Origin of the sequence: Amycolatopsis nalaikhensis (assembly GCF_030264295.1) — a bacterium.
Taxonomy (GTDB): domain Bacteria; phylum Actinomycetota; class Actinomycetes; order Mycobacteriales; family Pseudonocardiaceae; genus Amycolatopsis; species Amycolatopsis nalaikhensis.
The window spans coordinates 8849953-8876572 of record NZ_CP127173.1 but is presented as its reverse complement, the minus strand read 5'-3'; the positions used below and the strand labels follow the sequence as shown (position 1 = coordinate 8876572).

The following is a 26620-nucleotide window of genomic DNA, read 5'->3' as shown; positions in this document are numbered from 1 at the left end:
TACGGGTGAGCGGCCCCGGAGGTTGAGCCGGGCGTGCACTCGGGTTGTCCCGGCGTGCAGCGCGGCTACCGGGGCGGGTACCCGGACGGTCAAGGTCGAACCATGACGAAGCTGAGCGCCGAGCAGATCGCGCGGCACGCGTACGCGGCCGGGTTCCGCGGCCAGGGCCTGACCACGGCGGTCGCCGTCGCGCTGGCCGAGTCCGGCGGGCGCACGACCGCGCACAACGCCACCCCGCCCGACGACTCCTACGGCCTGTGGCAGATCAACATGCTGGGCGCGCTCGGCCCCGAGCGGCGTCACCAGTACCACCTGAAGACGAACGACGAGCTGTTCGACCCGGCCACCAACGCCCGCGTCGCCAACCGCGTCTCGAGCGACGGCCACGACTTCACGCCCTGGTCGACGTACACGAACGGGGCGTACAAGCACCATCTCGCCGCCGCGCGGAAGGCCGCGCACGCCGTCACGAAGCCGCGGCCCGCGCCCGGTTCGGGCGGTGGCGGCGCGCTGCGGGTGGACGACGCCGTCCTGCACGCCTACGTGCGGCGGACCCGGCACGTCGCCGACGCGCTGGGCGGCGTGATCGAGCCGCTGCGGGACGTCCGGGAGATCGGGCACGAAAGCTTCGGCCGGATCGGGAAGGAATCGGGCTTCGCCGACGCGCTCGCCGGGTTCGGGCTCGCCCTGCAGCGGCAGGTCAAGGGCGTCGGCAAGCACGCCGACGGACTCGCCGACGCGGCGCGGAAAGCCGCCAAGACGTACCACGACCACGAAACGGCGACCGCCGCCGCCCTCCGGAGCTGACATGGACACGACCGCACTCGCGCGCTCGTTCGCGCACGACCTCATCGCGCACCGCGACAAGCTCGCCGGGAAGGCCGAAGACGCCGTCCGCGCCGAATACGCCCTGCACCAGGTGGCCACCGCCCTGGACGACCAGCACGACGCCTACCACAAGGAAAGCGCCACCGTGCTGGACCACTGGCACGGCCACGGCGCCGACGGATTCCGCCACACCAGCGCGAAACTGACGAAGGAACTGAAGGTCACCGGCGCGGCCGGGGCGGCGGCGGAGAAGGTCGTCGCCCACGTGGCGTCCACTGTGGACAGCGGACACACGGCCGTGCAGCGGCTGGTCGACGAGTACACCGCCAAGGCGAAGCAAGTCCTCGACGCGGGCGTCGCGGCCGGGACGCAGGCGGCGCTCATGCGGGCGGTCGGCCACGCGGCGGATCTGGCCCCGCACTACACGCGGCAGTCCGCGTCGACCCTGCGGCACGTCGACGCCGAACTCAAGGCGGCGGCGAAGAAGCTGCAGGAGCTGCGCAAGGACCTGACCCACGACGACGTCGCTTCGGGGGAGGCGCACCCGACCCACCCGGTCCGGAGCCGGGTCGTGGCCGCGGCGCGCAAAGACTCGGCACCCGCGAGAACCCGCCGGGCAGCAACCGGAACCCGTACGGCCCGACGGCGGCGTGGTGTTCGTCCTTCGCGACGGCGATGTGGCGCAAGGCCGGGGTGAAGATCCCGATCCTGCCGTTCAGCGGCGACGTCTACCACTGGGGCGAACGCAACGGCCACGCGTACGGCAAGCATTCGCTGCACCAGGCCAGGCCGGGGGACGTGCTGATCTTCGGGACCGGGCCGCAGAACACCTCGACGAGCACGCACATCGGCATCGTCGAGAAGGTCGAAGGGAACCAGGTCACGATGATCGAGGGGAACTCCGGGGACGCCGTCCGCCGGAACACGCACACGCTTTCGGCGTCGACGTTCTACGGCGGGGTGCACCCGTGATCACCGGGAAAGCCGCCGACCGGGTGGTCGCCGTGGAAGTCGCGCCCGGTGGGGCGCTGCAGGAGCTGACGCTGGAGCCGTCGGCGTTGCGGTTGGCGCCGTCGGAGCTGGCTCGCCGGATCTTGCTGTTGAGCGCGGCCGCTTCCGCTCGTGCCACGGCTTCGTTGTGGCACGTGGAGGGCTTGGGACTGCCGTCGGCGGACGAGGCCGCCGAGGAGACCACGCCGGAGAGCTGGCGGGCCCAATGAATGACGAGAAGACGGCGCTCGAGCTGGCCGAGGATGCTTGGGCGGCGCCGGATCCGGGGTACGGCGCCCGGCTGGCGGCGATCCGGGCCGCCGCGGCGGGGGACGGGGTCTCGGTTGTCGTGGACCTGCACGGCGGGCTGGTGGACCTGCGGTTCGACCCGTGGGCGTTGCGCCGGTCGCCCGGGGAGCTGGCCGGGGTGGTGTGCCGCCTGGCGGAAGAAGCCGGGGCCGACGCCCTGCGGCAAGGGCGTGAGGTCTTGGGCGACCTGCTGCCGGAATACGGGGCCGGCCGAGAGGGTGGGTCGCCGCAGGCCTCTTTCACCCCGGCTACCTGGGCGACCTGACCGCCGTCAGCGGGCGGCGTCGACCAGCCGCGCCACCCGGTCGGCCAGCCGGACGCCGTCCGCGGGCGTGACCACCACCCAGGGCTCGCCACCGGAGTCCTCCGGAGTCACGGCGTACCGTCCGGCCGCCGTGTCGAACCAGGCCAGCACCGGGGTGCGGCCCGCCGGTCCGGTCGCGGCCAGCTGGCCCGCGGCGTACCGCTCGGCGGTCACGAGGGTGGCGAGCGCTCGCACCGCCCGGCCGGTGATCCCGGCCGCGCCGAGGGCCCGCTCGAAGGCGTCGTAGCCGTTGCGCGCGTACGCGTCCATCGCCGCCGCGTATGTCGCGCGGGGGAGGCGCAGCTGGTCGCCCGGGCCCGCGGGCTGGTCGCCGAGCATGCGGACGACCGCCGCCACGAGGTTGTCCGGGCGCGACGGCTCCAGCACCAGCTCCCGGTCGTCCTGCACGGCGAGTACCCCCGCCGTCTTCCGTGCCGCCGCGAGGAGCCGCCACGGTGCTTCGCCCAGCACGAGCGCGTCGATGCTCAGCGTCGGCGAAGCCAGCAGAGCGACCAGGTCCGCGAGGTCGGCGTCGACGTCGTCGCCGTCGGTCAGGCCCGCCTCGGCCAGCCCGGCGAACACGCGGACGCCCAGGTCGTCGCGCTCGCCGTGGGTCGCGCCGTGGGCGGGCACGTCCAGCGGGTACGGCGGCGGCCCGCCCGGTCCCAGGTCCTCCCAGAGGAGATCGAATTCGAGATGCGACAGGATCACCCCCGCCGTCGTCGCGGTGCGGCGCGCCATGGTCCCCCTTCCCGTGGTGGGCGACCGGCGTCGGGCACGATGGTGCCGATGGCCGAGCACCCGGTGGACGTACCCGCGAGCGGGTACCTGGTCGTCCGCGCTTCGGGCGCGGCGGCGGCGCGAGCGGCGATCCTCGGTGGTACCGCGGACCCCGAGAGCGTCCAGCTGCTGATGCGCTGCCCGGTCCCGCGCGCGGTCGCCGAGTCCGGCGCGAAGCTGACGTTCGCCGACGCGACGCTGCACCTGCTGCCGTCCGAACGCGGCGTCGTGATGCTGACGGTGGCGGCGGCGAAGCTGTCGATCCCGTTCACCGAGCTGCGGCCGCTGATGTTCCGCCCGGTCGAGGTCGACGCGCCGTTGCGGACGTTGTTCGCCAGCGCTGTGGCGCACGTCCTGGCGGCCGGTTCCCGGCTCGACCCGCACGGGCTGGCCCACCACCTCCTCGGCTTGGCGGAGCTGGTGCTGCGCAGCGCGCTTCGGGTCGAGCTGGACCGCGTCGACGCGCTGGCCGCGCGACGGCGGGCGGCGCTCGAGTACATGCGGGCGCACCTGGGGGAGCAGTCGCTGACCGCGGACAAGATCGCCGAGGCGCTGTACATCTCGCGAAGGCGGCTGTACCAGCTCTTCGACGACGGCCAGGGTGTGTCGGAACGGCTGAAGGGCCTGCGGATCGAACGGGCGAAGACGCTGCTCGCCGACCCGGCCAAGGCGGGGCGGGGGATCGCGGAAATCGCGCGGGACTGCGGATTCACGAGCGCTCCGCACTTCTCGCGGACCTTCCGGCGGGCGACCGGCCGGACGCCGCGGGAGTTCCGGGAACAAGCGTTGCGGGGGTGAGGTTCATGGGGCCGCCGCGAGTTCCGGGCGCTGGGGGTGAGGTTTGTCGGCGGAACGCCGCGCAAGTTGCGGGCGTGAGGCTCATCGGCGGACCGTCGCTCGGGGCTCGGCGGGCGTCAGGTCCACGCCCGCCACGAGCGTCCCGGCCAGGGCTGCGACCTCCAGCCAGCCGCGGCCGCCCGGTGAGTGGAGCGTGAACACCGCCGCGCGCGGACGGTCCGGGTCCAGGACCACCGCCTGCAGCTGGGCGCCCGACAGGCCGATCCGCTCGACGATCACCACCGGGTAGCCGCGGCCGGTGCGGGCGCTGCTCACCTCGCGGATGCCCGGCGTCCTGTCCGCGACGAAATGGCCGAGACCGGCGGCCGCGGACTCGTCGAGCGGGCCGTCGACCGGCACGATTCCGGCGATCAGGAGCGCGGGGTCGGCGTCGCGGTGTTGGACCAGCGCCAGGAGTCCGGCTTTCTGTTCGTGCGCGATCTCCGCGGACTGCACGGCCGCCGCCTCCAAGCCCAGATCCCGGGCCGCGTCCGGGCCGCGCAGGCGGGCCATGTGGGCGTGCAGCTCGGCCGTGGTCCGCTCGACCGAGTCCAGGCTGACCGGGGTGATCCCGGAAACGGCGGGCAGTCTCACCGGCCACCCAAGGCGTTGGCGAACGCGCTCACGGCGCCCGGCGGCGGTGTCACGGGCGTGACGGGGGTGCGCGCGACCGTCACGCCCAGCTCGCGCCCGGCGGCCGAGAACGTCTCCAATTGTGTTGCCAGGGTTGGGAAATCGGGTGCCTCCGGTAGCGGGACGCCGTCGCCGAGGGCTCGCAGCCGGTCCGCGACGCGGGTTGCTTCGGCCGTGTGGGCGCGTTCCAGCTCGCGGGCTTCGGTGAGGATGCGGTCGAGGGCGGTCCGGCGTTCGGCGAGTCGGGCGCGGGCGGTGGCGACTTCCGCGGTGCTGGGGGAGAACTGCGCTTCGGTCTCGGCGCGTTCGACTTCGTCCTCGGCGTCGAGGAGCGCGCGTCGTGCGGCCGTGGCGCGGAGGTCGAGTTCTTCGGCGTGCCGGAGGTGGGCGGCCAGGGTTTCGGCCCAGGTGTCCAGGACGGCGGCGGCCGAGCGCAGGGCATCCGGCAGGTCGGCGAGTCCGGCCGCGGCTTGCTCGGCGCGGTCGGTCAGCGCGCGGGCGGACGGTCCGGCCCACTCGGGGATTTCGCCGGGCACCGGGGAATCGCCGAGCCGAGCTGCAGCTTCCGTGCATCGGCGCGCCGCTTCGGTGACGGCTACGGGGCGGCCGAGGACGGGGTCGAACCCGAGGCCGCGGAATTCAGCCATCGGCCCGGCCCGCTCGGGGGATTGCGCCGGGCACCGGAGAACCGCCGAGCCGGGCGGCGGCTTCGGGGCGGCCGAGGCCGCGGAACTCAGCCATCGGCTCGCCCCAGCTCCTCGGCGGCGTCGGCATCCGCGGCACGATAGACCTTCGCCGCCGCGCGGACGCTTCCGGCCGCCGCCGCGAAATCCCTTTCCACCGCCCGAATCCGGTCGGCCCAGCCGCCCGTCAGGGAGGCGAACGCCCCCGATACCGCGACCGCTCCGAGATCAGCCGCGCCCGCCGATGCCACCTCGGCCGCCGTCCTGGCGTGGTCCTCCGCCGCCTCCTCCAGTCGACGCGCCAACTCTTCGAGCGCCGCCGGGTCCGTGGCGAACCCGCTCATTCGCCGAACACCGGCGGGTACGCGGGTGGCAGGTCGTCGAGCAGGTCGTACCCCTCGGCGTACTTGTCGCGATGCTCCGTGTCCTCCTCGCGTCGCGCGCCCTGGCCCTGCGGTGGGTACATCCCGTACCCACCCGCTGCACCACGGCCGCCGGACTGGCCGGGCGAGAATCCGGAACCACCCGTCCCGAACCGGCCCGAACCCGCCCGCGAGCCGTCGCCCAGAGCCCCCAGTACGCCCGGCACGCCCGGCACGCCCGCAACGCCTGATGTTCCCGGCACGGAAACACCAGCACCGCCGGGAACCGAGGCGGTTCCGGGTCCGATCACTCCGGCCCCGGTGAGCGTCGGCGGCACCGCGGACGCCGTCGACGTCGCATCCTCGGGCACGAAACCGGAATCCGGCGGACGCGGAACCGGAGGCGCAGGCGTGGGCGGAACAGGCGGAACAGGCGGGGAAGGGGGAGCCGGAACGGCATCCCCGCTCACCGCGGCCACCTGCGGCGCCGTGTCGAACATCGGGGGCAGCCGGTGCCGGACGTCGTGGCTCGCGCTCTCGTACTGCTCCATCACGCGGACCGCCTCGGCCTTGGCTTCGTCCGCCTGCTTCTTCGTCGGCAGCTGGTCGTCGAGGAGGTCGTCCAGCATGTACGTGCCCTCCGGCCCGTCCAGCCGCTTGACCGCGTACCCCTCGCGGAACCACCGCTCGGCCCAGTAGTGCACCGGCTCCGGCATCTTGCGGCGGGCTTCGGCGATCGCCGTCGTGTACGTATCGAGGCCGTCGCCGATGTGGCGGGCGTTCTCGCCCGCCGTGTCCGCCCAGCCCGTCAGGCGCTGCACCGACTCCGCCGCGCGGGCCGCCGACGGGCCGCGCCACGACAGCAGCAGCTTCTGCACCAGCGCGTGGACGTCGCCGGTGGCCGTGTCGACGCCCTTCGCCAGCTCGGCCCAGCGGTGGGCCTGCTCGCCGAGCTTCGACGGCTCCGCCGAGTGGACCATGTCCCACAGCTCGCGGTGGTCGTAGCTGTCCCAGTGGATCCGGCCGAACGCGGCTTCCCGGCTGTTCGCGGCCTTCTCCCGCCGCACGCGCTTGGCCTTGGCCCGCTCGCGCGCGGTCGGCCCGTGGTGGGTCGAGTGGAACTCAGGCACCGCGCTCACCCGCCCGCAGCACCGCGGCGGCCTCTTCGTCGTTGCCGCGGTGCGTGGCCGCGACCGTGTCGAGCGTCTGGCGCAGCGAGGCCAGCTCGGCGAGGTACGACTCCAGCGCCTGCTGGACGCCGCCCGCCTCCGCGCCGCCCCGCAGCCCGAACGACCGGCGCATCCAGTGCGACACCGGCCCGTTGCCGTCGGCCAGTGGCGTGCCCAGCTCGCGGGCGTTCTCGAGGTGACGGGACAGCTCCTGGTGACGCGCGTCGAGGGCCTTCTTGGCTGCTTCGATCTCGGCGTAGTCCAACGCGATGACGTCGGAGCCGTCGGCGACCAGGGCCGCCGCGCCCGCGCCCGTCGGCTCCGCGACGCTCGAGGCTTTCTCCCGCGGTTCGGGCCGCTTCTCGCGTTCGTGCTCCGCCCGCAGCTGCCGCCGTGCGTCGGCTTCGTCGCGCACTGTCGCCATGGAGGTCCTTCCCTCGCCACCCAGGCCTTCATCCTGGCCAATGCGGGGCGCGAAGAGAAGGGACGGCTGCACGGGTGGGCACGAAGCCTGCACACCCGGATAGGGCAGGATGTCCGGATGATCCCGCGTCGTGCTTTCGGGGCCCTGCTCGCCGCCCTCATCGGGCTCGTGGTGCTGGCCGGGCCCGCGTCGGCCCACACCGAGCTCGAGTCCAGCTCACCCGCCGAAGGGGCGTCGCTCGCCGAAGCGCCGACGCGGATCCAGCTGACGTTCGGCGAGCCGGTCACGCTGCCGCCGGACCCGGTCAAGATCACCGGGCGCGACGGCACCGCCTGGCAGACCGGCGCCGCGACCGTCACGGACAAGGTCGTCACGGTGCCCGTGACGCCGTCCGGGCCCGCCCAGGCCTACACCCTGACCTGGAAGGCGATCGCGGCCGACGGCGACAACGTCACGGGCACCGTGCACTTCACCGTGACTGCCGCCGCGTCCAGCACGGCCGCCCCGACGACGACCGCGCCGGGCAAGCCGACCGTGGACACCAGCGCCATCCCCGGCTGGGTGTGGGTGCTGGTCGCGGTCGCCGCCGTGCTCGCGGCGGGCGTCGCGCTGCTGCGCGTGCTGAAGGGCCCGAAGCGCTGACCTACTCCTGAGGGACCGTGACGACCCACCGCTCGGGACGCCGCCGCAGGTGGCCCCACCAGTACAGCGCCGACACCACCAGCACCCCGGCGGTGATCCCGAGGTCCAGTGCGCTCTGCTCGACCAGGACGTACGCCAGCGCCGCGACGGCGAGCACCGGCACCACCGGCCACGCCGGCATCCGCCACACGTGCGGTTTCCGGTGCGCCGCCCGGCGCGCGCCGAGCGCGGCGGCCGCGACGCTGAGGTAGAGCGCGACGACGGCGACCCCGGTGACGCCGCTGAGCGTGTCCACCGGCACGAAGCACAGCACGGCCTCGGACAACCCGACCACGAGCGTCGCCACCCACGGCGAACCGAACCGCTCGCTCACGACGCTCATCACGCGGTTCACCGGCGTCGGCCACGCCTGGTCGCGCGCCGAGGCGTAGAGCACCCGCGAGTTCTGGATGACCATGACGATCACCGCGTTGACGATCGCCGCCGCGATGCAGAGGCTGATCGCCGCGCCCACGCCGGAGCCGCTCCAGGCGGTGACCAGCGCGGTGAGGTCGACGCCGGCGAGCGCGGCGGTGTCCGGCACGGCCAGGGTGATCGCCACGACCGGTACGAGGATGACGACGGCGCTGATCCCGAGCGTCCAGAACACCGTGCGCGCCACGGTCCTGCGCGGCTCGCGCATCTCCTCGGCGAGGTAGACGGCCGTGCTGAAGCCCTGCACCACGAACAACGCGACGGCGAGCCCGGTGACGACCGCGATCAGCCCGATCCCGCTCGTGCCCAGGGTCGGCTTCAGCAGCACGGCCGGGCTCTGCGTGGTGTGCGTGAACCCCAGCAGCGAGACGACGAAGATCGCGACGACCTCGATCACCAGGAACACCCCGGTGATCCAGGCGTTGGAGCGCAGGTTGAGCAGGCCCATCACGGTCGACGCGAGCATCACCAGCGCACCCGCCACCGAGGGGTTGATGTCGGCGACCGCGGCGACGTAGTCCGCGACGCCGATCGCGATGATCGGCGGCACGACGAGGATGACGACGAACGACAGCATGAACGTCAGCCAGCCGGCGAACCGGTTGGCCACCGTCGTCACCATCGCGTACTCGCCGCCCGCGCTGGGCACCAGCGTGCCGAGTTCCGAGTAGCAGAAGGCGATCCCGACGCAGAGCAGCACGGCCAGCGCGATGGCGAGCGCGGTGCCGGTGCCGAGGTCGGCGAACAGCGGGGGCACGAGGACGAACAGCGACGACGCCGGCGTCACGCAGCTGAGCGTGAGCAGCGTGCCGCCGCCGACGCCGATGGAGCGGGTGAGCGTGCGCGGGGCCGCCGGTGCGGTCGCGGCGGCGACGTCGGGCGGGGCGGGAGTGCGGGGCATGGGCGTTCCCTCCGGCCGGGGGCAAGGTGCGACGGATGGAACAGCACCGATTCGGTGTTGTCAACGCGCTGAAGACAACCGAATTCGTCGTCAGGCGGGGTCGCGGCCTTCGGATTTAGTCACCGAACGTGACGGCGTGCCGGGATTGCCCCACGTCGCCCGCGTCGGGAATGATCCGGGGCGTGAGCAGCCAGGACAACACCGGCCGGCCCGCCCCGCCGGTGCTCGACGACATCTCGCGGCAGATCATCGCGCAGCTGCAGGAGGACGGGCGGCGCGCGTACGCGACGATCGGCAAGGCGGTCGGCCTCTCGGAGGCGGCCGTCCGGCAGCGGGTGCAGCGGCTGTCGGACTCCGGGGTCATCCAGATCGTGGCCGTCTCGGATCCCTTGCAGGTCGGGCTGTTCCGGCAGGCGATGATCGCGATCACCGTCGACGGCCCGCTGGAGCCGGTCGGCGACGCACTGGCCGAAATGGACGAAATCGCGTACGTGATCCTCTGCGCCGGGCGCTACGACCTGCTCTGCGAAGCGGTGTGCGCCGACGACGAGGCCCTGCTGGAGCTGATCTCGACGCGGATCCGCGCGCTGCCCGGCGTCCGGCACGCGGAGGCGATGGTCTACCTCAAGCTGCGGAAACAGACCTACCAGTGGGGCACTCGCTGAGCGTGACGACTAAATCCGAAGGCTAGCCCGGGATGTTGACCATGGATTAGTTGTCGATGCTCCACTGAACGACTGAATCGCTTGCGTACCGACGGCGACGCGTGCGATAACCGAGGCATGACCACTACCGCCGACCACGTTTCCGCCGACGCGCCGGGCCTCGCCCGGGCGGCCCGCGAGAACCTCTGGATGCACTTCACCCGCCACTCCGCCTACGCCGAGACCGACGTCCCGGTGATCGTGCGCGGCGAAGGCGCCTACATCTGGGACGCCCGCGGGAAGCGCTATCTCGACGGGCTCGCGGGCCTGTTCGCGGTCCAGGTCGGCCACGGCCGCGAAGAGCTCGCCGACGCCGCCGCGCGGCAGACGAAGCAGCTCGCGTACTTCCCCCTGTGGGGCCACGCGCACCCAGCGGCGATCGAGTTGGCCTCACGGCTCGCTTCCGCGGCTCCGGGCGACCTCAACCGCGTGTTCTTCACGGTGAGCGGCGGCGAATCGGTCGAAACGGCGTGGAAACTCGCCAAGCAGTACTTCAAGCTCGCCGGGAAACCGGGCAAGCACAAGGTGATCAGCCGCGCACTGGCCTACCACGGGACGTCGCAGGGCGCGTTGTCGATCACCGGCATCCCCGGCGCGAAGGCCGACTTCGAGCCGCTCGTGCCGAGCACCCTGCGCGTGCCGAACACCAACTTCTACCGGGCGCCGGAGCACGCCGACGACTACGTCGCCTACGGGCGCTGGGCCGCGGACCAGATCGAGCAGGCGATCGAGTTCGAGGGCGCGGACACCGTCGCCGCGGTGTTCCTCGAGCCGGTGCAGAACACCGGCGGCTGCTTCGTGCCGCCGCCCGGCTACTTCGAGCGGGTGCGCGAAATCTGCGACAAGCACGACGTGCTGCTCGTGTCGGACGAGGTGATCTGCGCGTTCGGCCGCGTCGGGTACGACTTCGCCGCCAAGCGCTACGGCTACCAGCCGGACATCATCACGACGGCGAAGGGCCTGACGTCCGGCTACGCGCCGCTCGGCGCGGTGCTGGCTTCGGAGCGGCTGATGGAACCGTTCACGCGCGGGGAAACGACGTTCATGCACGGCTCGACCTACGGCGGGCACCCGGTGTCGTGCGCGGTGGCGCTGGCCAATCTCGACCTCATCGAGCGCGAGGACCTCTACGGGCACGTGCTGGCGCGCGAGTCGGCGTTCCGGTCCACTTTGGACAAGCTGACGGACCTCCCGATCGTCGGCGACGTGCGCGGGGCCGGGTTCTTCTACGGCATCGAGCTGGTGAAGGACAAGGCGACCAAGGAGACCTTCAGCGCGGCGGAGTCCGAGCGGGTGCTGCGCGGGTTCCTGTCGGAGGCGTTGTTCGAAGCCGGGTTGTACTGCCGGGCCGACGACCGCGCGGAGCCCGTCGTGCAGCTTTCGCCGCCGTTGATCTGCGACCAGGCGCAGTTCGACGAGATGGAACAGATCCTGCGGGACACGCTCGCGCGGGCGTGGAAAATGCTGTAGGGCGGGCCTCGGCCCCCCGATATCCAGGCTAGCCGGGGGCACCGACAATTTCGGGGCACTGGCCCCGAAAGGGCGGGGAATCGCGCGTTCCCCGCCCCGCCGCGGGATTCTGAGTACCGTGGACGACAGGGGGACCGGGGGAGCGGCCGGTGACCGGCCCGCCCGTGTCCGCGCCGACCGGCCGCGCACCGGGAGGAGACCCGATGACCGCCACCGAGACGCCGCGCCTGCCCTTCGAGCGGCCGAACGTCCTCGAGATCGCTCCGCTGTTCGAGGTGCTGCGGCGGCAGGGCCCGGTCGTGCGCGTGACCACCCCCGCCGGGGACCCCGCCTGGCTCGTCACCGGGTTCGAGCAGGTCCGGGCGGTCTTCACCGATCCGCGGTTCGGGCGCTCGCACCCGGCGCCGGAAGAGGCGTCGGCGTTGTCGGACGCCGCCATCCTCAGCCGGCCGCAGGGTGACCACGAAACCGAGCACGTCGAGCACGCCCGGATGCGGCGGATGCTCGTGCCCGCCTTCTCCGCCAACCGGATCCGGCGGCTCGCCGGGCACGTCCAGGAGCTGGCCGACGGCTGCTTCGCCGCCATGGAGCGGGCGCGGCTCGACGGCGAGCCCGTCGACCTGCACGAACACCTGTCCTTCCCGCTGCCCGTGCTCGTCATCTGCGAACTCCTCGGCGTCCCCTACGAAGACCGGGACACCTTCCGCGTCCTCTCGGAGCGGATGGGCCGGATGGACATCGGCGCCGGCGCCGAGGCCGCGCTCGACGAGTTCGCCGCCTACATGGCCGGGCTCGCCGCGGAGAAGCGGCGCGCACCCGGCCAGGACGTCGTCTCCGACATGGTCCGCGCGCAGGCCGGCAACCCGGACTTCGGCGACGACGACCTCGCCCGGCTCGCCGCCGGTCTGCTCTTCGCGGGCCACGAAACCACGTCCAACCGGATCGATCTCGGCGTCCTGTACCTGCTCACCGACCTCGCCCGGCGGGACGCGCTGGCCGCCGACCCCGAAGGCCGCGTGCACGGGGTGGTCGAGGAAATCCTGCGGCTGTCCGCGCCCGGTGGCCTCGGCGTCCTCCGTTACGCCCACGACGACGTCGAAGTCGGCGGCGTCACGATCGCTCGCGGCGACGCCGTCGTCCTGTCGATCGCGGCCGCCAACCGGGACTCGTCCGTGTTCCCGGACCCGGAATCCTTCGACCCCGACCGGAAGCCCAACGGCCACGTCGCCTTCGCCTACGGCGGCTGGTTCTGCATCGGCGCCAGCCTCGCCCGCACCGAGCTGCGCGTCGTGTTCGGGTCGCTGTTCCGCCGGTTCCCCGGGCTGCGGCTGGCCGTGCCGGTCGATGAACTGGAGATCCGCACGAACCGTGTCACCGGGGGAGTGGACCGCGTGCCCGTCCTCTGGTAGACGTGGGCGCGGCCGTGGCGGGAGGACGAACGTGACCCTGTGGGACAAGCTCGGGATGGACGACAAGCTCGTCAAGGTGCTGCAGGAGATCCCGCCGGGCCCGGACGCGCCGGAGTTCGGGCCGGCCTACGTGACGATCCACCAGCTGGCCGTCGAGCTGGACCAGCGGTTCCCCGAGGTGCGACAGCAGCTGGACGTGCCGCTCGGCGGCGGTGCCACCCGGCACGCCGGGCTCGTCGAGCTGCTCGGCACGGAGCTGGTCGACAAGATCAAGCGCTACGGCGACGTCTACCCGATCGAAGCCGCGCAGCTCTCGTCGGTCCGGTTCCGCGAGCTGCGGCTGCGCGGGCCGGGTGGCCGGGACCTCGTCGGCGCGGCGAAGCGGGACCTGCCGTTGATCCGCCTGCGGCCCCAGGGCTGAGGCGTGCTCCCACCACCGCCGGTCCGCGTGCTGGTCGCCGACCGCGACCCGGCCGTGCGCACCCGCCTGGCAGCTGTGCTCGACGAAGCCGACGGCATCGAACTGGTCGGCGCGGCCGGTGACGCCGCGTCGGCCCGCGCGACGCTCCGGCGGCGGCTGCCGGACGTCGTGCTCCTGGACATGCGCCTGGCGCCACTGGGGCCGGTCGCCCGCCGCCCGGCCGTGCTGGTGCTGGCCACGTTCGACTCCGAAAGCGGGATCCTGCGGGCCCTGCGCGACGGCGCGGCCGGGTTCGTCCTGCGTTCGGCGCGGCGCAACGAGCTGATCAAGGTGGTCCGCCTGGCCGCCGACGGTCACGTGGTCCTCTCCCCGGACGCCTCCCGCCGCCTGGTCTCGGCGGCGACCCGCCTGTCCGGTCCCCGCGACGAGCGGCTGGCCCAGGTCGACCGGCTCACGGCCCGGGAGCGCGAGGTGCTGATCGGGATCGGCTCGGCCCTGTCCAACGCGGAGATAGCCACTCGTCTCGGCGTGCCGGAGCCGGTGGTCCGCGCCGTGGTGAGCCAGGTGGTGCGGAAGCTGGACTGCGCGCACCGGACCGCCGCGGGCTTGCTGGCCTACGAGCGCGGCCTCTGCCGCCCGGGCGCCGAGCCCGCCGAAACGCCGTGAAGGCCACCGTCGCGGTGATAGCTGCCGGGAAGGTGGCCTTCACGGACTTTCAGAAGCCCGTCAGGCCGTTCGGGACCCCGACTCCGGTCGGGGCGTCGTAGCCCGGGCCCGCGACGCACAGGTAGTCGCCGCCGCACTTCTTGCCGCCGCCGGACGGATCGTTGTTCCCCGCCGTGATGTCCACGAACTGCGTCGCGTGCGCGTAGAGGTCGGCGGGCTGGGCTGTGCCGGCGTGACCCGAGCGGCCGTACAGCCCCGCGATGAACGGCGCCGACGCGCTCGTGCCGTTCACCGGGAGCCAGCCGCCCGCGTCCGCGTAGTGGATCGCGATGTCCTCGGCCGCCGCCGCGACGTCCGCCACCGTGCGCTTCCCGCAGTGGGTGTCCCGCTGCCACGCCGGTTTCGCGATGTACGCCGAGCAGCCGCTGCCGCCGTACTGCCACGCCGACTCCGCCCAGCCGCGGGGTGAGCCCGGGTCGCGGGCCAGCGTCGTTCCGCCGACCGCCACCGTGGACGCCAGCACGGCGGGGTAGCTCGCCGCCGTGAAGCCCGCGTCGCCCGAGGACGCCACCACCGTCACGCCCGGGTGCTGGTAGTGACTCGCGAAGGCCAGTGGGGCGCCGCTTTCCCGCGCGCCGTAGCTGTTCGACACCACCTTCGCGCCGAGCCGGACCGCGGTGTCCTCCGTCTCGGCCAAGTCCGCGAACCCGGGCGAATCGCCCTCCACCACGACGATCCGGCACGACGGGCACGCCGCCGACACCATCGACACGTCCAAAGTGGATTCCAGCGCCCAGCCGAAGTCCGCGGCGGGCAACGGAGTGGCCGCACCGCGCTGGTTGACCTTGGTGAAGCAGCCGTTCGCCGTGGTGCAGGGTGGCAGGCCGTACTGCGCGCGGTACGCGGCCAGGTCCGCCTCCAGGTTCGGCGCGTCGTAGGCGATCGAGATGCCGACGACCGTGTCCGGGCCCGCTGCGGCGGGCAGCCGGTAGGCCGACGCCAGGTCGTCGGCACCCCAGGCGACCGGCCCGTCGGCCAGGGTGCGAACCGCGCCCGGCGCGAACGTGGTGAGGCACCGCGCGCGGCCGGGACCCGGGTCGGGGCACGCCGCGCGGGACACCGGCGCGGCGGCCGCGGCCGGGGCGAACCCGGCCACGGCCACCACCACCGCGGCCAGCGCGCCGATCCATCTTCTGTTCACAGTGGACATTCCCCTCAGGAGGTGTAGACGTGGTAGGCGGCGGTGATCGTCTCCGCCACGGTCGCCCCGGCGGCGTCGGCCGCGGTGACGCGCAGCGAGACTTCCGTGCCGCGGAACAACTCCGTGACCGCGGTGAAGTCCGCGTGGAAGACGCCGTCGCCGCGGGTGGTGACCGTCGCGTCGTGCCAGGTCGTGCCGTCGGTCGAATACTGGACCGTCGCGCCGGTGACCGGCGAAGCGGCGCTCTGCTGCAGGTGCCCGACAGTGAGGTCGAGGCTCTGCGGCCCGGACACCGTGGAGCCGTCCGGACGCAGTCCGCCGACGGCGTAGCCGAGCGTCAGCATCGGCTCGACCGCGCACGACCGGTCGACACTGCCCTTTTCGCGCAGACAGACCAGCGCCGCCGGGAGCCGCGCGCCCTCGACGTGCCGCGACGGCCACGTCCACTCGGTGTGGGTCGCGGTGCTCTGGCGGTACATCGGCCCGGTGCGCCCGGCGTCGACGGTCAGCCCCAGTGTCGACGGTTCGGACGTCACCGGTTGCTCCAGCATGAGCGCGGTGACCCCGGCCGGGTTGCCCTCGGCGATCGGGGTGCCGTCCTGGGTCAGCGTGTAGTGCCCGGTGACGGTGTCCCGCGCCTCGCCGGAGAAACCGAAGCCCAGGTGCCCTGGCTGGTTGTCGCTGAACGGCGTGAGCGACAGCCGCAGCAGGTCACCGGCGCGCGTGGCGGCCGGTTGCTCCGGCGCGCTGCCGTCGTCCAGCGGCAGGAGCGCCACGCTGCCCGCCGGGTGGAGCGGGAACTTGTTCCAGTTCTCGGTGACCGTCGAGCCGCCCTGGTAGGCGTGGAACGCCTCGTACTGGCCACCGGCCCAGCCGGGGAACGGCCCGGGCAGTACGTACTTGGAGAACCCGCCGAACCAGCGCAGGTCGGGCGCCGCGGAGACGTACTCGGTCTGCTTGCGGGGCAGCTGGATCGGGTGCGACACCCGGCCGCTGACGTCCTCGAAGGCGAACATCCCGCTGCGCTGCCGCAGCCCGAGCGAGGAGTACTCGCTGAAGTAGGTGGCGTCGACCGCGGCGACGTCCTTCGCCGTGATCACGTACCGCTGCCGCGGGATCGTGCCCGTGCTCGCCTTCTGCAGCACGTATTCGTAGGGCGTGCCCGGCCCGGGCGGGGACACGAGCCTGCTGTACGGGTAGGTCTGGAGCGCGCCGGTGCGGACCGGCACGGCCGTCGGCGACACCGAGATCGGCACGCCGGGCCCGGCGTCGAAGTCGACGAGCAACGCGGGCCCGGTCTGCGCCGCCCGGCGGAAGAGGAACCCGGTGTCGTCGAGCAACGCCGGGTGCGGGGTCACCCAGGTGACCTCGCTGGTCGCGCGGGAGGCGTCCACGCGCACGGTCGTGTCCGCCCGCACCGCGAACTCGGGGCGCGCGCTGAACCGCACCTCGGTCGGGTTGCCGTCGGCATCGGCGGTCCAGAAGAGGCCGAGCGCACTGTAGTTGCCGTCCGGCACGCTGAACTTCGCGGTGCCGCCGGAGAAGTAGTTGAGGCTCTCGTCCGGGTCGAGGAGGGTCCCGTCGTCGGTGTTGGAGAGGAACGCGACGCCGGTGTCGGCGGGCTTGCCGGAGATGTCGTTCGCGTCGAGCGAGACCGTGCGCATCACCGAACGCGGCTGGGCCGCCGGACGCGGTCCGGCGAGCGTGAAGCTCCGGCCTCCGGCGAAGAGCCCCTGACCGCCGAAGCTACCCCGTGCGTTGTCCTCTTTGAACTGCTTCGCCAGTGCGGCGCCGAACGTCGTGGTGTCGACCGGGACCGCGGCCCCGGCCAGCAGCGCCCGGACGTCGAACAGGCTCAGGTCCAGCCCGCGCCCGAGGTAGGGGAGCGCGGTGCCGGGCACCTCGTAGTCGCGCTCGCCGAGCCGCAGGTGCACCAGCGCCCGCGCCATGCCCTTCTCGACGGTGGGCCGCACGTCGTAGCGCAGCCGCCCGTCGGGGCTGGGCAGGACGGTGAGCCGCTCGCCCGTGGGCAGGGTGGCGGTCGTCGTCGGCGGTGCCGCGGCGACTGCGGCCGGTGGGGTGAGTCCCACCAATCCCGCGAGCAGCACTGCCGACACCGTGAGAGTTCTTCGCACTGGCACCTCCGTGTGGTGGTTGATCACCACTACCGACGAGCCAGACGCCCGGGTCGTTGAGCCCGGTTCTCGAACTCCGCCGAATTACCCCGATCGGGTCAACGACACACGGTCAGGACCGGGCGGCCGGAATCGGCCGCGCGACGCCGAAACCCCCGTACGGCCCGGCTTTCGCGCGCTTGCGGACCTCGTCGAAGTGCCGGTGCACGGCCTCAGCCGCGGCATCCGCGTCTCGCAGCAAAAGGGCGTCGACGATGGCCTGGTGCCGCTTCGCCGTGGCTGTCGGCGACGACGCGGGTCCGCCGAGCTCGCTTTCGGCGATCCGGTAGACGTCCCAGAACAGCCCGGTGAGCTCGCGCGCGAGGTCGAACCCGGCCTCGGCGCAGATGAGGTCGTGGAACTCGCGGTCGGCCTCCGCCGCGTCCGGGCCCTTGCGCTTCATCCGCGCGACGCAGGCTTGGAGCTCCTCGACCAGTTCGGGCCGGTGGTCGGCGGCGACGCGGCGGGTCAGCTCGGTCTCCAGCATCTCCCGCACCTCCAGGAGGTCGCGCAGCCGCCCGACGTCGGTCGCGCCACGGGCGCGGGTGCGGAACAGCAGCCACGTCTGCAGGGACTCCGAGCCCGCCGAACCGACGAACGTGCCGTAGCCGTGGCGGATCTCGACGATGCCGAGCGCCTGCAGGGCCTTGATCGCCTCGCGGATCGAGTTGCGGCTGACGCCGATGTCCTCCATCAGGCTCAGCTCGGTGGGCATGGGCGCGCCCGGTGGGAGCTCCCGCTCCACGATCAGGTCGATGATGCGCTTGGTGATCTCTTCGCTGCGCTGCGGACGGGCCACTGGTGTCCTCCCCGGGTGCGTCATGAGAGGACATCCTACGTCATACGTCCAGTGCTCTTGACCGGCGCGCGAACGCATCCTAGGCTCACGCCGGTCATAGGACGTCCCATGTCCTACCGTTCGAGGGCACCAGGAGACAGCGATGTCCCAGCTCAGCCGCCGCCAGTTGCTGCGCTACACCACCTTCGCCGGGGCGGCTTTGGCGTTCCCGACCGTGCTCGCCGCCTGCGGCGGCCCGGCTTCCACCAACAAGACCGGCAGCTCGGCGGGCTCCCTGACCGCCGTGATCGGCTACGGCAACAACCAGACGTGGGACCCGCTGCAGACGGCGTCCGCGTTCTCGATGGCCGCGATCCTGCACTGCTACGAGTCCCTCGTGGAGGGTGACCCGATCACCCGGGCGCCGTTCCCCGGCCTGGCGAAGGCCCTGCCGGCCGACGTCAGCGGCACCAGCCTGAAGTTCGAGCTGCGCGACGGCGCGAAGTGGCACGACGGGCAGCCGGTGACCGCCGACGACGTCGTCTTCACCTACGCGCGGGCGCTCAGCGAGAAGGAGAACGTGCTGATCCACAGCTTCTTCTCGCACTGGCTGTCCGAGGTGAAGAAGACCGGCGAGCGCTCGGTCGAGTTCGTGCTGAAGTTCCCCTTCCCGTACGCGCTGCAGCGGATCCAGTGCTGCAAGATCGTCCCGAAGCACGTCTACGACGGCAAGTGGGCCGACGCCGCGGCGGGCAAGGTCGTCGGCTCCGGCCCCTACAAGGTCGTCGAGCAGGCACCGCTGAGCCACACCAGCTTCGAGAAGTTCGCCGACTACAACGGCCCGCGCCCGGCCGCCTACGACAAGATGCTGTGGAAGTCCATCGTGGACTCCGCACCGCGCGTCGCCGCGATCTCGGGTGCCAAGCCGGACGCGCAGATCGCCGAGAACATCCCGGCCGCCAACGCCGACCAGCTCCGCAAGGCCGGCCGCACGGTCGAGTTCGCCGACGGCGGCAACAACCTCTTCCTGCTCTTCAACACCGCGCACAAGCCGTTCGACAGCAACCTCGTCCGCCAGGCCCTGCACTACGCCATCGACAAGAAGAAGATGGTCGAGATCGGCCTCAAGGGCGCCGGCACGCCGGGCACGTCGTTCATCAACCCGAAGCTCCCGTCGTCGCAGCCCGCGTCGCAGGACTTCGCCTACAACCCCGAGAAGGCGAAGCAGCTGCTGCAGCAGGCCGGGGTGAGCGGCCTGAAGGTCACGCTGTCCACGACGAACACCTCGCTCGTCGCCGACTGCGTCAAGGTGATCAAGGAGGGCTGGGACGCGATCGGCGTCCAGACCACTTTGGACTCCCAGGACACCAAGGCGCTGTTCTCCAAGCTCGACGCGGGCACCGACTTCCAGGTCGTCGCGACGACCAACAACCCGATGCAGTTCGGCAACGACCCCGACCTGCTCATCCGCTACTACTACGACGCCAAGTCCATCCTCACCAGCAAGTACGCGCGCTGGACCGGCCCGGACGCCCAGTCGCTGCTGGCCCTGCAGGACCAGGCCGCCGCGGAGGCCGACGAGGCCAAGCGGACGGCGCTCAACAAGCAGCTGCTCGACCGGATCTCCGAGCAGGCCGTGATCTACCCGGTGGTGTTCACCCAGCTCGGCACGGCGTGGGACCCGAAGGCGATCACCGGCGTGCGCGCCCAGGGCTACCCGGGCATCTACCTGAACCAGGCCAAGCCGGTCTAAGAGGAGAACACCCGTGGCCGTCGTCGTGCGGATGCTGCTCAGCCGCATCCTCGCCCTGATCCCGCTGCTGCTCGGCGTGATCCTGTTCGTGTTCATCGTGATGCGGTTCGCGCCGACCGACCCGGCGCTGGCGGCGTTCGACGGCGCGAACGCCACCGCCGAGCAGCTCCAGCAGTTCCGCGCGGAGAACGGGCTGCTGGACCCGCTGCCGCTGCAGTACGTCCACTTCGTCTGGCACCTCGTGCAGGGCGACTTCGGCACCAGCGTGATCACCAAGCAGCCGGTCGGCGAGACCATCGCCACCGCGCTGCCGCTGACCGTGCAGCTCACCCTGCTCGGCCTGGTCATCGCGCTGGTCGTGTCGCTGGTGCTCGGCGTGACGTCGGCGCTGTTCCGCGACCGCTGGCCGGACAAGGTGATCCGCGTGGTCACCCTGGCCGGCGTCGCGGCACCGGCGTTCTGGGTGGCGCTGCTGCTGGTGCAGTGGCTGGCCGTCGACCGGGGCCTGTTCCCGACCAGCGGCTACGTCAGCTCGGCCGACTCCTTCGGCGGCTGGCTCAACTCGCTGACGCTGCCCGCGGTGTCGCTGGCCCTGCCGGTAGCCGCACAGCTGACCCGGGTGATCCGGACGTCGATGGTGGAAGAGCTCGACCGCGACTACGTCCGCACGGCCCGCGGCGGCGGGCTGCCGCCGGTGGTCGTCGTCGGGCGCAACGTGCTGCGCAACGCGCTCGTCACCCCGCTCACCGTGCTCGGCCTGCGGGTCGGCTACCTGCTCGGCGGCGCGGTCGTGATCGAGACGATGTTCGCGCTGCCGGGAATGGGGCAGAACATGATCCAGGCCGTCAAGGACGGCGACACCGCCAAGGTGCAGGGCTTCGTGATCACGATCGCGATCGGGTTCGTCCTGGTCAACCTGATCGTCGACGTCCTCTACCTGATCGCCAACCCGCGCCTGCGGAGCCACGCGTGAAGCGGCTACGCGGGGGCTGGCCCGCACTCGCCATCCTCGGTGTCCTGGTGCTCGTCGCCGTGGTCGGCACGCTCGTGGCGACCCACAACCCGGACGCGCTGAGCACCGACACCGGCGGCCCGAGCGGCACGCACTGGTTCGGCACCGACACCTCCGGCCGCGACATCTTCTCCCGGCTCGTCGCCGGCACCCGCTGGTCGCTCGCCATCGGCCTGGGGGCGGTGGCGCTCGCGCTCGTGTCGGGCGCGGTGATCGGCGCGTTCGCGGCGACGTCGCACCGCCGCGTGGACGCCGTCGTGATGCGCGTGCTCGACGTCATCATGGCGTTCCCGGGCATCGCGCTCGCCGCGGTGCTGGTCGCGGTGTTCGGGCACGGGATCCTGGTGCTGATCCTGGCCATCGGCTTCCTCAACATGCCGCCGGTGGCCCGGGTGGTCCGGGCGAACGTGCTGGCCCAGTACGGCGAGGACTACGTCGCCGCGGAACGCGTCATCGGCGCGCGCCGGTTCTTCGTGCTGACCCGGCACGTCGCGATCAACTGCGCCGCGCCGATCCTCGTGTACTGCACGGTCACGGTGGCCGACGCGATCGTGTTCGAGGCCTCGCTGTCGTTCATCGGCGCCGGCATCCAGCCGCCCGACCCGTCGTGGGGCTCGGTGCTCGCCGACGGCAAGGACCTCGTGCTCACCGGCGGCTGGTGGGCGACGCTGTTCCCCGGCCTGCTCATCCTGATCACGGTGCTGGCGCTCAACATCCTGTCCGAGCGGATCTCCGATGCCTGGGCCGCGCCCTCGGCCCGCGCGGTCAAGGCGGCCGAAGTCGCGAAGGCCGTCGAAGCGCGCGACGACGCCGACACCGCGCCCGTGCTACCCATCGCCGGGCTGCGGGAGGCGGGGGAGCGGCTGTCGCGCACCGCCCGGTCCCTCGACCACCGCGAGACGGTCCTGGAGGTCGACCGGCTGCGGATCGCCTTCCCCGGCCGCCACGAGGGCGTCGACGTCGTCGACGGTGTCTCGTTCAGCGTCCGCGCGGGCGAGGTCCTCGGCCTGATCGGCGAGTCCGGGTGCGGCAAGACGCTCACCGCGCTGTCGATCCTCGGCCTGCAGCCCCCGGCCGCGAAGGTGTCCGGCCGGATCCGGTTCGCCCAGCGCGACCTGCTGGACCTGCGTCCCGGCGAACGGCGTCGCCACCTCGGCCACGACATCGCGATGATCTACCAGGACGCGCTCAGCTCGCTCAACCCGGCGATGACCATCCGGGCGCAGCTCAAGCAGTTCACCCGCCGCGGCGGCACCCGCACCCCGGCCGAGCTGCTGGAGCTGGTCAACCTCGACCCGGACCGCACGCTGCGGGCGTACCCGCACGAGCTGTCCGGCGGCCAGCGCCAGCGGGTGCTGATCGCGATGGCGCTCTCGCGCAGCCCGAAGCTGATCGTCGCCGACGAGCCGACCACCGCGCTCGACGTCACCGTGCAGGCGCAGATCATGGCGCTGCTGCTGCGGCTGCAGGAAGAACTGGGCTTCGCGCTCATCCTCGTCTCGCACGACCTGGCCCTGGTGTCCGAGATCGCCGACCGCGTCGTCGTCATGTACGGCGGGCAGGTCGCCGAGCTCGGCACGACCGCCGAGGTCGTCGGCTCGCCCCGGCACCACTACACGCGCGGCCTGCTGAGCGCGGTCCTGTCGCTGGAGGAGAACGAAGCCCGGCTCACCCAGATCAAGGGTGTCGTCCCGGCGCCCGCCGAGTTCCCGGCGGGCTGCCGGTTCGCCGACCGCTGCCCGGCCGCGCGGGCCAAGTGCCACGACGAAACGCCGGTCCGCTTCGGCGAGCCCGTCGACCACCTCGTCGCCTGCCACTTCCCGGCGGTCGACATCGCCCGCGAGAAGGAGGCGACGGCGTGAACCTCCTCGAGGTCGACGGCGTCCACGTCGTGCACAAGATCCGCGGCGCACGGCTGTTCGGCCACGACAACGTCTACGCGCTGACCGACGCGCACCTGGTCGTCAACCCCGGCGAAACCATCGGCGTGGTCGGCGAATCCGGCTGCGGGAAGTCGACGCTGGCCAAGGTGATCGTCGGCCTGCAGCCGCCGACCGCGGGCACCGTCCGGTTCCGCGGCAAGCCGCTGGACGGCGGCTCGGGCCGCGAGGTCGGCATGGTCTTCCAGGACCCGTCGACGGCGCTGAACCGGCGGCTGGCCGTCGCCAAGATCATCCGCGACCCGCTCGACGTGCACCGCGTCGGGACCCCGGCCGAGCGCAACGAGCGCGTCCGCGAGCTGATGAACCTCGTCGGCCTGCCCACGAGCGTCGCCGACGCGGTCCCCGGCCAGCTTTCGGGCGGCCAGCGCCAGCGCGTCGCCATCGCCAGGGCGCTGGCCCTGCGGCCCGCGCTGCTGGTCGCCGACGAGCCGACGTCCGCGCTCGACGTCTCGGTCCGCGCCCAGATCCTCAACCTGCTGCTCGACCTGCGCGAACAGCTGGAGCTGGCGATGGTGTTCGTCTCCCACGACATCCAGACCGTGTCGAAGATGAGCGACCGGATCGTCACGATGTACCTCGGCCGGATCGTCGAGGAAGCCCCGGTGGGCGCCGAGGCCCGCCACCCGTACACGCGGGCGTTGTTCTCCGCGACGCCCAGCCTGCTCCACCCGGTCGAGCCGATCGTGCTCACCGGCCCGGTGCCGTCGGCGACGAACCCGCCGAGCGGCTGCCCGTTCCGCACCCGCTGCCCCAAGGCGACCGAGGAGTGCGCGGCGGAGCTGCCGCCGCTCGCCGCGGCCGACGGCGGCCACACCTACCGCTGCATCCATCCCGAGATCCCGACCGGAGTGACCCCCTGATGAAGTTCGCCGGAATCGTCCCGCCGCTGTGCACGCCGTTCAACGACGACTTCAGCGTGGACACCGACTCGCTGCGGCGCCACGTCGAGTTCCAGCTCGACGCCGGCGTGCACGGCGTCTTCGTCCTCGGCTCCTCCAGCGAGGTCGCCTTCCTGCCCGACGCCCAGCGCCGCGTCGTCGTCGAAACGACGGTCGACCAGGTCGCCGGGCGCGTCCCGGTGCTCGTCGGCTGTATCGACATGACGACTCTGCGGGTCGCCGAGCACATCAAGGCCGCCGAAGCCGCCGGGGCCGACGCCGTCGTCGTCACCGCGCCCTACTACACGCGGACGCACGTCGCCGAGATCGACCGGCACTTCCGCCTGCTGCGGGAACGCACGGAGCTGCCGATCGTCGCCTACGACATCCCGGTCGCGGTGCACACGAAGCTCGACGGCGGCCTGGTGCTCGACCTCGCCGCGGACGGCGTCATCGCCGCGCTGAAGGACTCCAGCGGCGACGAAGCGGCGTTCCGCGCGGTGCTGCTCGGCAAGCGCGACCGCGGCCTCGACGCCTTCGCCGTGTTCACCGGGTCCGAGCTGGTCGTGGACGCGGCGCTGGCGATGGGCGCCGACGGCGCGGTCCCGGGCCTCGGCAACGTCGACCCGGTCGGGTACGTGCTCATCCACGACCACTTCAAGTCCGGCAACCTCGCCGCGGCCCGCCGTGAGCAGGAACGCCTGATGAAGCTGTTCTCGATCACGTCGGTGGCGCCGCCGAGCCGGATGGGCCGCGGCTCGGCCGGGCTCGGCGCGTTCAAGGCCGCGATGAAGATGCGCGGCTTCATCGACAACGCTGTCATGGCGCCGCCGCAGCTCCCGCTGGACGACGAGGAGCTGTTGCAGATCAAGGGAAAGCTCGCGGAAGCGGGTCTGCTCTGATGATCCGCTACGGCGCCGACTACAACCCCGAGCACTGGTCCGAAGAGGTCCGCCGCGAAGACCTGAAGCTGATGGCCGAAGCGGGCGTCACGATGGTCACCGCGGGGATCTACTCGTGGGCCGCGGTCGAACCGCGGCCGGGGGAGTGGGACTTCGGCTGGTTCGACGACGTCATGGACGGCCTCGCGGGCGCGGGCGTCCAGGTGTGCCTGGCGACGATGACCGCGTCGCCACCGCCGTGGCTGTCCCACGCGCACCCGGAGATCCTGCCGGTGCGCGCCGACGGCGTCCGGCTCTCGCCCGGCGCGCGGCAGCAGTTCTGCCCGTCGAGCCCGGTCTACCGTGCACACGCCGAGCGGCTCGTCTCGGAATTGGCGTCGCGTTATGCCGGGCACCCCGCCCTGGCGATGTGGCACGTCGGCAACGAGTACGGCTGCCACATCCGCGCCTGCTACTGCGACGTCTCCGCCGAGGACTTCCGCCGCTGGCTGCGGGAGCGTTACGGCACGATCGGCGAGCTGAACTCAGCGTGGACGACCACGTTCTGGTCCCAGCGTTACTCCACTTGGGACGAGATCCTGCCGCCGCGCGTCGCGCCGACGTTCCCGAACCCGGCCCAGCAGCTGGACTACCACCGGTTCTCCTCCGACGCCGCGCTCGAGTGCTTCCTGACCGAGCAACGCGTGCTGCGGCGCGTCACGCCCGGTGTCCCGATCACGACCAACTTCGTCGGCCTGGTACAGAAAGCACTCGACTGGCACACGTGGACGCCGCACGAGGACTTCGTCAGCCTCGACTCCTACCCGGACCCCTACGACCCGCGGGCGCACGTCGAAGCCGCGTTCGCCTACGACCTCGTGCGGTCCACAAAGGACCAACCGTGGCTGTTGCTGGAACAGGCGCCGAGCGCGGTGAACTGGCGGCCGCGCAACAGTCCCAAGCCGCCCGGCGCGATGCGGCTGGGCAGCTGGCAGGCGATCGCCCAGGGCGCCGACGCCGTGCTGTTCTTCCAGTGGCGGCAGACCAGCGGCGGCGCGGAGAAGTTCCACTCGGCGATGGTCCCGCACGGCGGCCGCGACACGCGGACGTTCCGCGAGACGGCGGGCTTGGGGCAGGAGCTGGCCCGCGTGCCCGAACTTGCCGGGACGCGCGTGCGCGCCGACGTCGCCATCCTGCACGACTGGCCGAGCTGGTGGGGCCTCGAACTCGACTCGCACCCGGCTCAGCTGGAGTACCTCGAGACGCACCTCGCGCACTACGCGCCGTTGTTCGACGCCAACATCACGTGCGACGTCGTCCACCCTTCGCGCGATCTGTCGCGGTACAAGCTCGTCGTCGTCCCGAACCTGTACCTGCTGGAGCAGGAGACGGCCGACAACCTGCGCGCGTACGTCGCCGGTGGCGGCCACCTCGTGGTCTCGTACTTCACCGGCATCGTCGACGGTCGCGACCGCGCCTACCTCGGCGGGCATCCGGCGCCACTGCGGGACATCCTCGGGCTGCGGGTCGACGAGTTCTGGCCCCTCGAAGACGCCGTCGACCTGCGTTTCGCCGATGGTACAACGGGTTCCGGGACGAACTGGTCCGAATGGATCGAGACCGAGGGCGCCGAGGTGATCGCGTCGTTCGAGGGCGGCGAGCTGGCCGGACGGCCCGCCATCACCCGGCATGTGTTCGGTGACGGCGTCGCCTGGTACCTCGGCACCCGGCCGGATCTGGGCCCGGTACTCGGCCGCGTGTGCTCGGAAGCCGGGGTGTCGCCCGTGCTCGACGGCCCGCCCGGGGTGCAGGCGGTCGTCCGGCACGGCGAGGAAAGCGCTTACCTGATCCTGCTCAACCACGGCACCGAGCCGGTCACCGTCGACCTGCCGCACGCCGCGCCGGACCTGCTCACCGACCCGTCGCGGCCGGTGCGCGAAGTCCGGCTCGCCCCGCGAGGTGTCGCCGTCCTGAAGGGATGAGTATGAGAACAC

General features: G+C 72.3%; 28 protein-coding genes. 18 read left to right on the top strand and 10 right to left on the bottom strand.

What is annotated here, in order from left to right; all coding sequences use genetic code 11:
- The first annotated feature begins 102 nt into the window (after nucleotides 1–102).
- From QP939_RS43075 to QP939_RS43055, 5 genes are read left to right on the top strand one after another with little or no spacing between them, the layout of a single operon-like run.
- Nucleotides 103–807 (top strand): transglycosylase SLT domain-containing protein, encoded by a 705-nt coding sequence (locus QP939_RS43075; protein ID WP_285452545.1) that lies wholly within the window; start codon nucleotides 103–105, stop codon nucleotides 805–807.
- Between the two features lies 1 nt (nucleotide 808).
- Nucleotides 809–1525 (top strand): hypothetical protein, encoded by a 717-nt coding sequence (locus QP939_RS43070; RefSeq protein WP_285452544.1) that lies wholly within the window; start codon nucleotides 809–811, stop codon nucleotides 1523–1525.
- Nucleotides 1504–1800 carry a CHAP domain-containing protein gene (locus QP939_RS43065; RefSeq protein WP_285452543.1) on the top strand — a complete coding sequence of 99 codons (297 nt, stop codon included), beginning with the start codon at nucleotides 1504–1506 and terminating at the stop codon, nucleotides 1798–1800. The genes QP939_RS43070 and QP939_RS43065 overlap by 22 nt, the downstream gene beginning before the upstream one ends.
- Nucleotides 1797–2048 (top strand): YbaB/EbfC family DNA-binding protein, encoded by a 252-nt coding sequence (locus tag QP939_RS43060; protein WP_285452542.1) that lies wholly within the window; start codon nucleotides 1797–1799, stop codon nucleotides 2046–2048. Before QP939_RS43065 ends, QP939_RS43060 begins: the two co-directional genes overlap by 4 nt.
- Nucleotides 2045–2392, top strand: coding sequence for a hypothetical protein (locus QP939_RS43055; protein WP_285452540.1), 348 nt, complete (start codon nucleotides 2045–2047; stop codon nucleotides 2390–2392). The genes QP939_RS43060 and QP939_RS43055 overlap by 4 nt, the downstream gene beginning before the upstream one ends.
- Before the next feature lie 6 nt (nucleotides 2393–2398).
- On the opposite strand, the gene QP939_RS43050 is transcribed toward QP939_RS43055, so the two are convergent.
- Nucleotides 2399–3172 carry an ESX secretion-associated protein EspG gene (locus QP939_RS43050; protein WP_285452538.1) on the bottom strand — a complete coding sequence of 258 codons (774 nt, stop codon included), beginning with the start codon at nucleotides 3170–3172 and terminating at the stop codon, nucleotides 2399–2401.
- A gap of 48 nt (nucleotides 3173–3220) precedes the next feature.
- Here QP939_RS43050 and QP939_RS43045 point away from each other — a divergent pair, with 48 nt between their 5' ends.
- A complete protein-coding gene (locus QP939_RS43045) occupies nucleotides 3221–4009 on the top strand; it encodes a helix-turn-helix transcriptional regulator (protein ID WP_285452537.1) in 789 nt (262 codons plus the stop codon).
- A gap of 81 nt (nucleotides 4010–4090) precedes the next feature.
- Here the strand turns inward: QP939_RS43045 and QP939_RS43040 are convergent, their stop codons facing one another.
- The 5 genes from QP939_RS43040 to QP939_RS43020 all read right to left on the bottom strand — a co-directional run bounded on the left by QP939_RS43040 (nucleotide 4091) and on the right by QP939_RS43020 (nucleotide 7319).
- Complete coding sequence (locus QP939_RS43040; RefSeq protein WP_285452536.1) at nucleotides 4091–4642, bottom strand: hypothetical protein; 552 nt, start codon at nucleotides 4640–4642, stop codon at nucleotides 4091–4093.
- The gene (locus QP939_RS43035) at nucleotides 4639–5328 is read right to left on the bottom strand and encodes a hypothetical protein (protein ID WP_285452535.1); all 690 of its coding nucleotides are present in this window, start codon (nucleotides 5326–5328) and stop codon (nucleotides 4639–4641) included. Before QP939_RS43035 ends, QP939_RS43040 begins: the two co-directional genes overlap by 4 nt.
- 86 nt (nucleotides 5329–5414) lie before the next feature.
- Nucleotides 5415–5708, bottom strand: coding sequence for a hypothetical protein (locus tag QP939_RS43030; protein ID WP_285452533.1), 294 nt, complete (start codon nucleotides 5706–5708; stop codon nucleotides 5415–5417).
- Complete coding sequence (locus QP939_RS43025; protein WP_285452531.1) at nucleotides 5705–6856, bottom strand: PPE domain-containing protein; 1152 nt, start codon at nucleotides 6854–6856, stop codon at nucleotides 5705–5707. The genes QP939_RS43030 and QP939_RS43025 overlap by 4 nt, the downstream gene beginning before the upstream one ends.
- Nucleotides 6849–7319, bottom strand: coding sequence for a hypothetical protein (locus QP939_RS43020; protein ID WP_285452528.1), 471 nt, complete (start codon nucleotides 7317–7319; stop codon nucleotides 6849–6851). The genes QP939_RS43025 and QP939_RS43020 overlap by 8 nt, the downstream gene beginning before the upstream one ends.
- A 117-nt stretch (nucleotides 7320–7436) precedes the next feature.
- Between QP939_RS43020 and QP939_RS43015 the strand changes: the two genes are divergently transcribed.
- Nucleotides 7437–7961 carry a copper resistance CopC family protein gene (locus QP939_RS43015; protein WP_285452527.1) on the top strand — a complete coding sequence of 175 codons (525 nt, stop codon included), beginning with the start codon at nucleotides 7437–7439 and terminating at the stop codon, nucleotides 7959–7961.
- A gap of 1 nt (nucleotide 7962) precedes the next feature.
- Here the strand turns inward: QP939_RS43015 and QP939_RS43010 are convergent, their stop codons facing one another.
- Entirely contained in the window at nucleotides 7963–9336 is a 1374-nt protein-coding gene (locus QP939_RS43010) for an APC family permease (RefSeq protein ID WP_285452525.1), read from the bottom strand.
- A gap of 170 nt (nucleotides 9337–9506) precedes the next feature.
- Here QP939_RS43010 and QP939_RS43005 point away from each other — a divergent pair, with 170 nt between their 5' ends.
- The 5 genes from QP939_RS43005 to QP939_RS42985 all read left to right on the top strand — a co-directional run bounded on the left by QP939_RS43005 (nucleotide 9507) and on the right by QP939_RS42985 (nucleotide 14006).
- Nucleotides 9507–10001, top strand: a complete 495-nt coding sequence (locus QP939_RS43005) for an Lrp/AsnC family transcriptional regulator (RefSeq protein WP_285452523.1) — start codon at nucleotides 9507–9509, stop codon at nucleotides 9999–10001.
- A gap of 117 nt (nucleotides 10002–10118) precedes the next feature.
- Nucleotides 10119–11510, top strand: coding sequence for an aspartate aminotransferase family protein (locus QP939_RS43000; RefSeq protein WP_285452521.1), 1392 nt, complete (start codon nucleotides 10119–10121; stop codon nucleotides 11508–11510).
- A 203-nt stretch (nucleotides 11511–11713) separates the two neighbouring features.
- On the top strand, nucleotides 11714–12919 hold the full coding sequence (locus QP939_RS42995; RefSeq protein WP_285452520.1) for a cytochrome P450: 1206 nt from the start codon (nucleotides 11714–11716) through the stop codon (nucleotides 12917–12919).
- Between the two features lie 31 nt (nucleotides 12920–12950).
- A complete protein-coding gene (locus QP939_RS42990; RefSeq protein WP_285452518.1) occupies nucleotides 12951–13340 on the top strand; it encodes a hypothetical protein in 390 nt (129 codons plus the stop codon).
- Between the two features lie 3 nt (nucleotides 13341–13343).
- Nucleotides 13344–14006 (top strand): response regulator transcription factor, encoded by a 663-nt coding sequence (locus QP939_RS42985; protein WP_285452516.1) that lies wholly within the window; start codon nucleotides 13344–13346, stop codon nucleotides 14004–14006.
- A 49-nt stretch (nucleotides 14007–14055) separates the two neighbouring features.
- Here QP939_RS42985 and QP939_RS42980 read toward each other — a convergent pair whose 3' ends face one another.
- The 3 genes from QP939_RS42980 to QP939_RS42970 all read right to left on the bottom strand — a co-directional run bounded on the left by QP939_RS42980 (nucleotide 14056) and on the right by QP939_RS42970 (nucleotide 18204).
- Nucleotides 14056–15207, bottom strand: coding sequence for a S53 family peptidase (locus tag QP939_RS42980; RefSeq protein WP_285452514.1), 1152 nt, complete (start codon nucleotides 15205–15207; stop codon nucleotides 14056–14058).
- A 14-nt stretch (nucleotides 15208–15221) separates the two neighbouring features.
- The gene (locus tag QP939_RS42975; protein ID WP_285452512.1) at nucleotides 15222–17342 is read right to left on the bottom strand and encodes a hypothetical protein; all 2121 of its coding nucleotides are present in this window, start codon (nucleotides 17340–17342) and stop codon (nucleotides 15222–15224) included.
- 112 nt (nucleotides 17343–17454) lie between these two features.
- Nucleotides 17455–18204, bottom strand: a complete 750-nt coding sequence (locus QP939_RS42970; RefSeq protein ID WP_285452510.1) for a FadR/GntR family transcriptional regulator — start codon at nucleotides 18202–18204, stop codon at nucleotides 17455–17457.
- 118 nt (nucleotides 18205–18322) lie between these two features.
- On the opposite strand from QP939_RS42970, the gene QP939_RS42965 reads away from it, so the two are divergent.
- From QP939_RS42965 to QP939_RS42940, 6 genes are read left to right on the top strand one after another with little or no spacing between them, the layout of a single operon-like run.
- Nucleotides 18323–19912 (top strand): ABC transporter substrate-binding protein, encoded by a 1590-nt coding sequence (locus tag QP939_RS42965; RefSeq protein WP_285452508.1) that lies wholly within the window; start codon nucleotides 18323–18325, stop codon nucleotides 19910–19912.
- Between the two features lie 13 nt (nucleotides 19913–19925).
- Complete coding sequence (locus QP939_RS42960) at nucleotides 19926–20885, top strand: ABC transporter permease (protein WP_285452507.1); 960 nt, start codon at nucleotides 19926–19928, stop codon at nucleotides 20883–20885.
- Nucleotides 20882–22786, top strand: coding sequence for a dipeptide/oligopeptide/nickel ABC transporter permease/ATP-binding protein (locus tag QP939_RS42955; protein WP_285452505.1), 1905 nt, complete (start codon nucleotides 20882–20884; stop codon nucleotides 22784–22786). Before QP939_RS42960 ends, QP939_RS42955 begins: the two co-directional genes overlap by 4 nt.
- Entirely contained in the window at nucleotides 22783–23727 is a 945-nt protein-coding gene (locus tag QP939_RS42950) for an oligopeptide/dipeptide ABC transporter ATP-binding protein (RefSeq protein WP_285452504.1), read from the top strand. Before QP939_RS42955 ends, QP939_RS42950 begins: the two co-directional genes overlap by 4 nt.
- Complete coding sequence (locus QP939_RS42945; RefSeq protein ID WP_285452502.1) at nucleotides 23727–24647, top strand: dihydrodipicolinate synthase family protein; 921 nt, start codon at nucleotides 23727–23729, stop codon at nucleotides 24645–24647. The genes QP939_RS42950 and QP939_RS42945 overlap by 1 nt, the downstream gene beginning before the upstream one ends.
- The gene (locus QP939_RS42940) at nucleotides 24647–26608 is read left to right on the top strand and encodes a beta-galactosidase (protein ID WP_285452501.1); all 1962 of its coding nucleotides are present in this window, start codon (nucleotides 24647–24649) and stop codon (nucleotides 26606–26608) included. Before QP939_RS42945 ends, QP939_RS42940 begins: the two co-directional genes overlap by 1 nt.
- Nucleotides 26609–26620: the final 12 nt, after the last annotated feature.

Bases quoted from the DNA above. Each gene is read 5' to 3' on its own strand.
- QP939_RS43075 (WP_285452545.1), top strand. From the start codon at position 103: ATGACGAAGCTGAGCGCCGAGCAGATCGCGCGGCACGCGTACGCGGCC.
- QP939_RS43070 (WP_285452544.1), top strand. From the start codon at position 809: ATGGACACGACCGCACTCGCGCGCTCGTTCGCGCACGACCTCATCGCG.
- QP939_RS43065 (WP_285452543.1), top strand. From the start codon at position 1,504: ATGTGGCGCAAGGCCGGGGTGAAGATCCCGATCCTGCCGTTCAGCGGC.
- QP939_RS43055 (WP_285452540.1), top strand. From the start codon at position 2,045: ATGAATGACGAGAAGACGGCGCTCGAGCTGGCCGAGGATGCTTGGGCG.
- QP939_RS43050 (WP_285452538.1), bottom strand. From the start codon at position 3,172: ATGGCGCGCCGCACCGCGACGACGGCGGGGGTGATCCTGTCGCATCTC.
- QP939_RS43045 (WP_285452537.1), top strand. From the start codon at position 3,221: ATGGCCGAGCACCCGGTGGACGTACCCGCGAGCGGGTACCTGGTCGTC.
- QP939_RS43035 (WP_285452535.1), bottom strand. From the start codon at position 5,328: ATGGCTGAATTCCGCGGCCTCGGGTTCGACCCCGTCCTCGGCCGCCCC.
- QP939_RS43030 (WP_285452533.1), bottom strand. From the start codon at position 5,708: ATGAGCGGGTTCGCCACGGACCCGGCGGCGCTCGAAGAGTTGGCGCGT.
- QP939_RS43020 (WP_285452528.1), bottom strand. From the start codon at position 7,319: ATGGCGACAGTGCGCGACGAAGCCGACGCACGGCGGCAGCTGCGGGCG.
- QP939_RS43015 (WP_285452527.1), top strand. From the start codon at position 7,437: ATGATCCCGCGTCGTGCTTTCGGGGCCCTGCTCGCCGCCCTCATCGGG.
- QP939_RS43010 (WP_285452525.1), bottom strand. From the start codon at position 9,336: ATGCCCCGCACTCCCGCCCCGCCCGACGTCGCCGCCGCGACCGCACCG.
- QP939_RS43005 (WP_285452523.1), top strand. From the start codon at position 9,507: ATGATCCGGGGCGTGAGCAGCCAGGACAACACCGGCCGGCCCGCCCCG.
- QP939_RS43000 (WP_285452521.1), top strand. From the start codon at position 10,119: ATGACCACTACCGCCGACCACGTTTCCGCCGACGCGCCGGGCCTCGCC.
- QP939_RS42995 (WP_285452520.1), top strand. From the start codon at position 11,714: ATGACCGCCACCGAGACGCCGCGCCTGCCCTTCGAGCGGCCGAACGTC.
- QP939_RS42970 (WP_285452510.1), bottom strand. From the start codon at position 18,204: ATGACGCACCCGGGGAGGACACCAGTGGCCCGTCCGCAGCGCAGCGAA.
- QP939_RS42965 (WP_285452508.1), top strand. From the start codon at position 18,323: ATGTCCCAGCTCAGCCGCCGCCAGTTGCTGCGCTACACCACCTTCGCC.
- QP939_RS42945 (WP_285452502.1), top strand. From the start codon at position 23,727: ATGAAGTTCGCCGGAATCGTCCCGCCGCTGTGCACGCCGTTCAACGAC.
- QP939_RS42940 (WP_285452501.1), top strand. From the start codon at position 24,647: ATGATCCGCTACGGCGCCGACTACAACCCCGAGCACTGGTCCGAAGAG.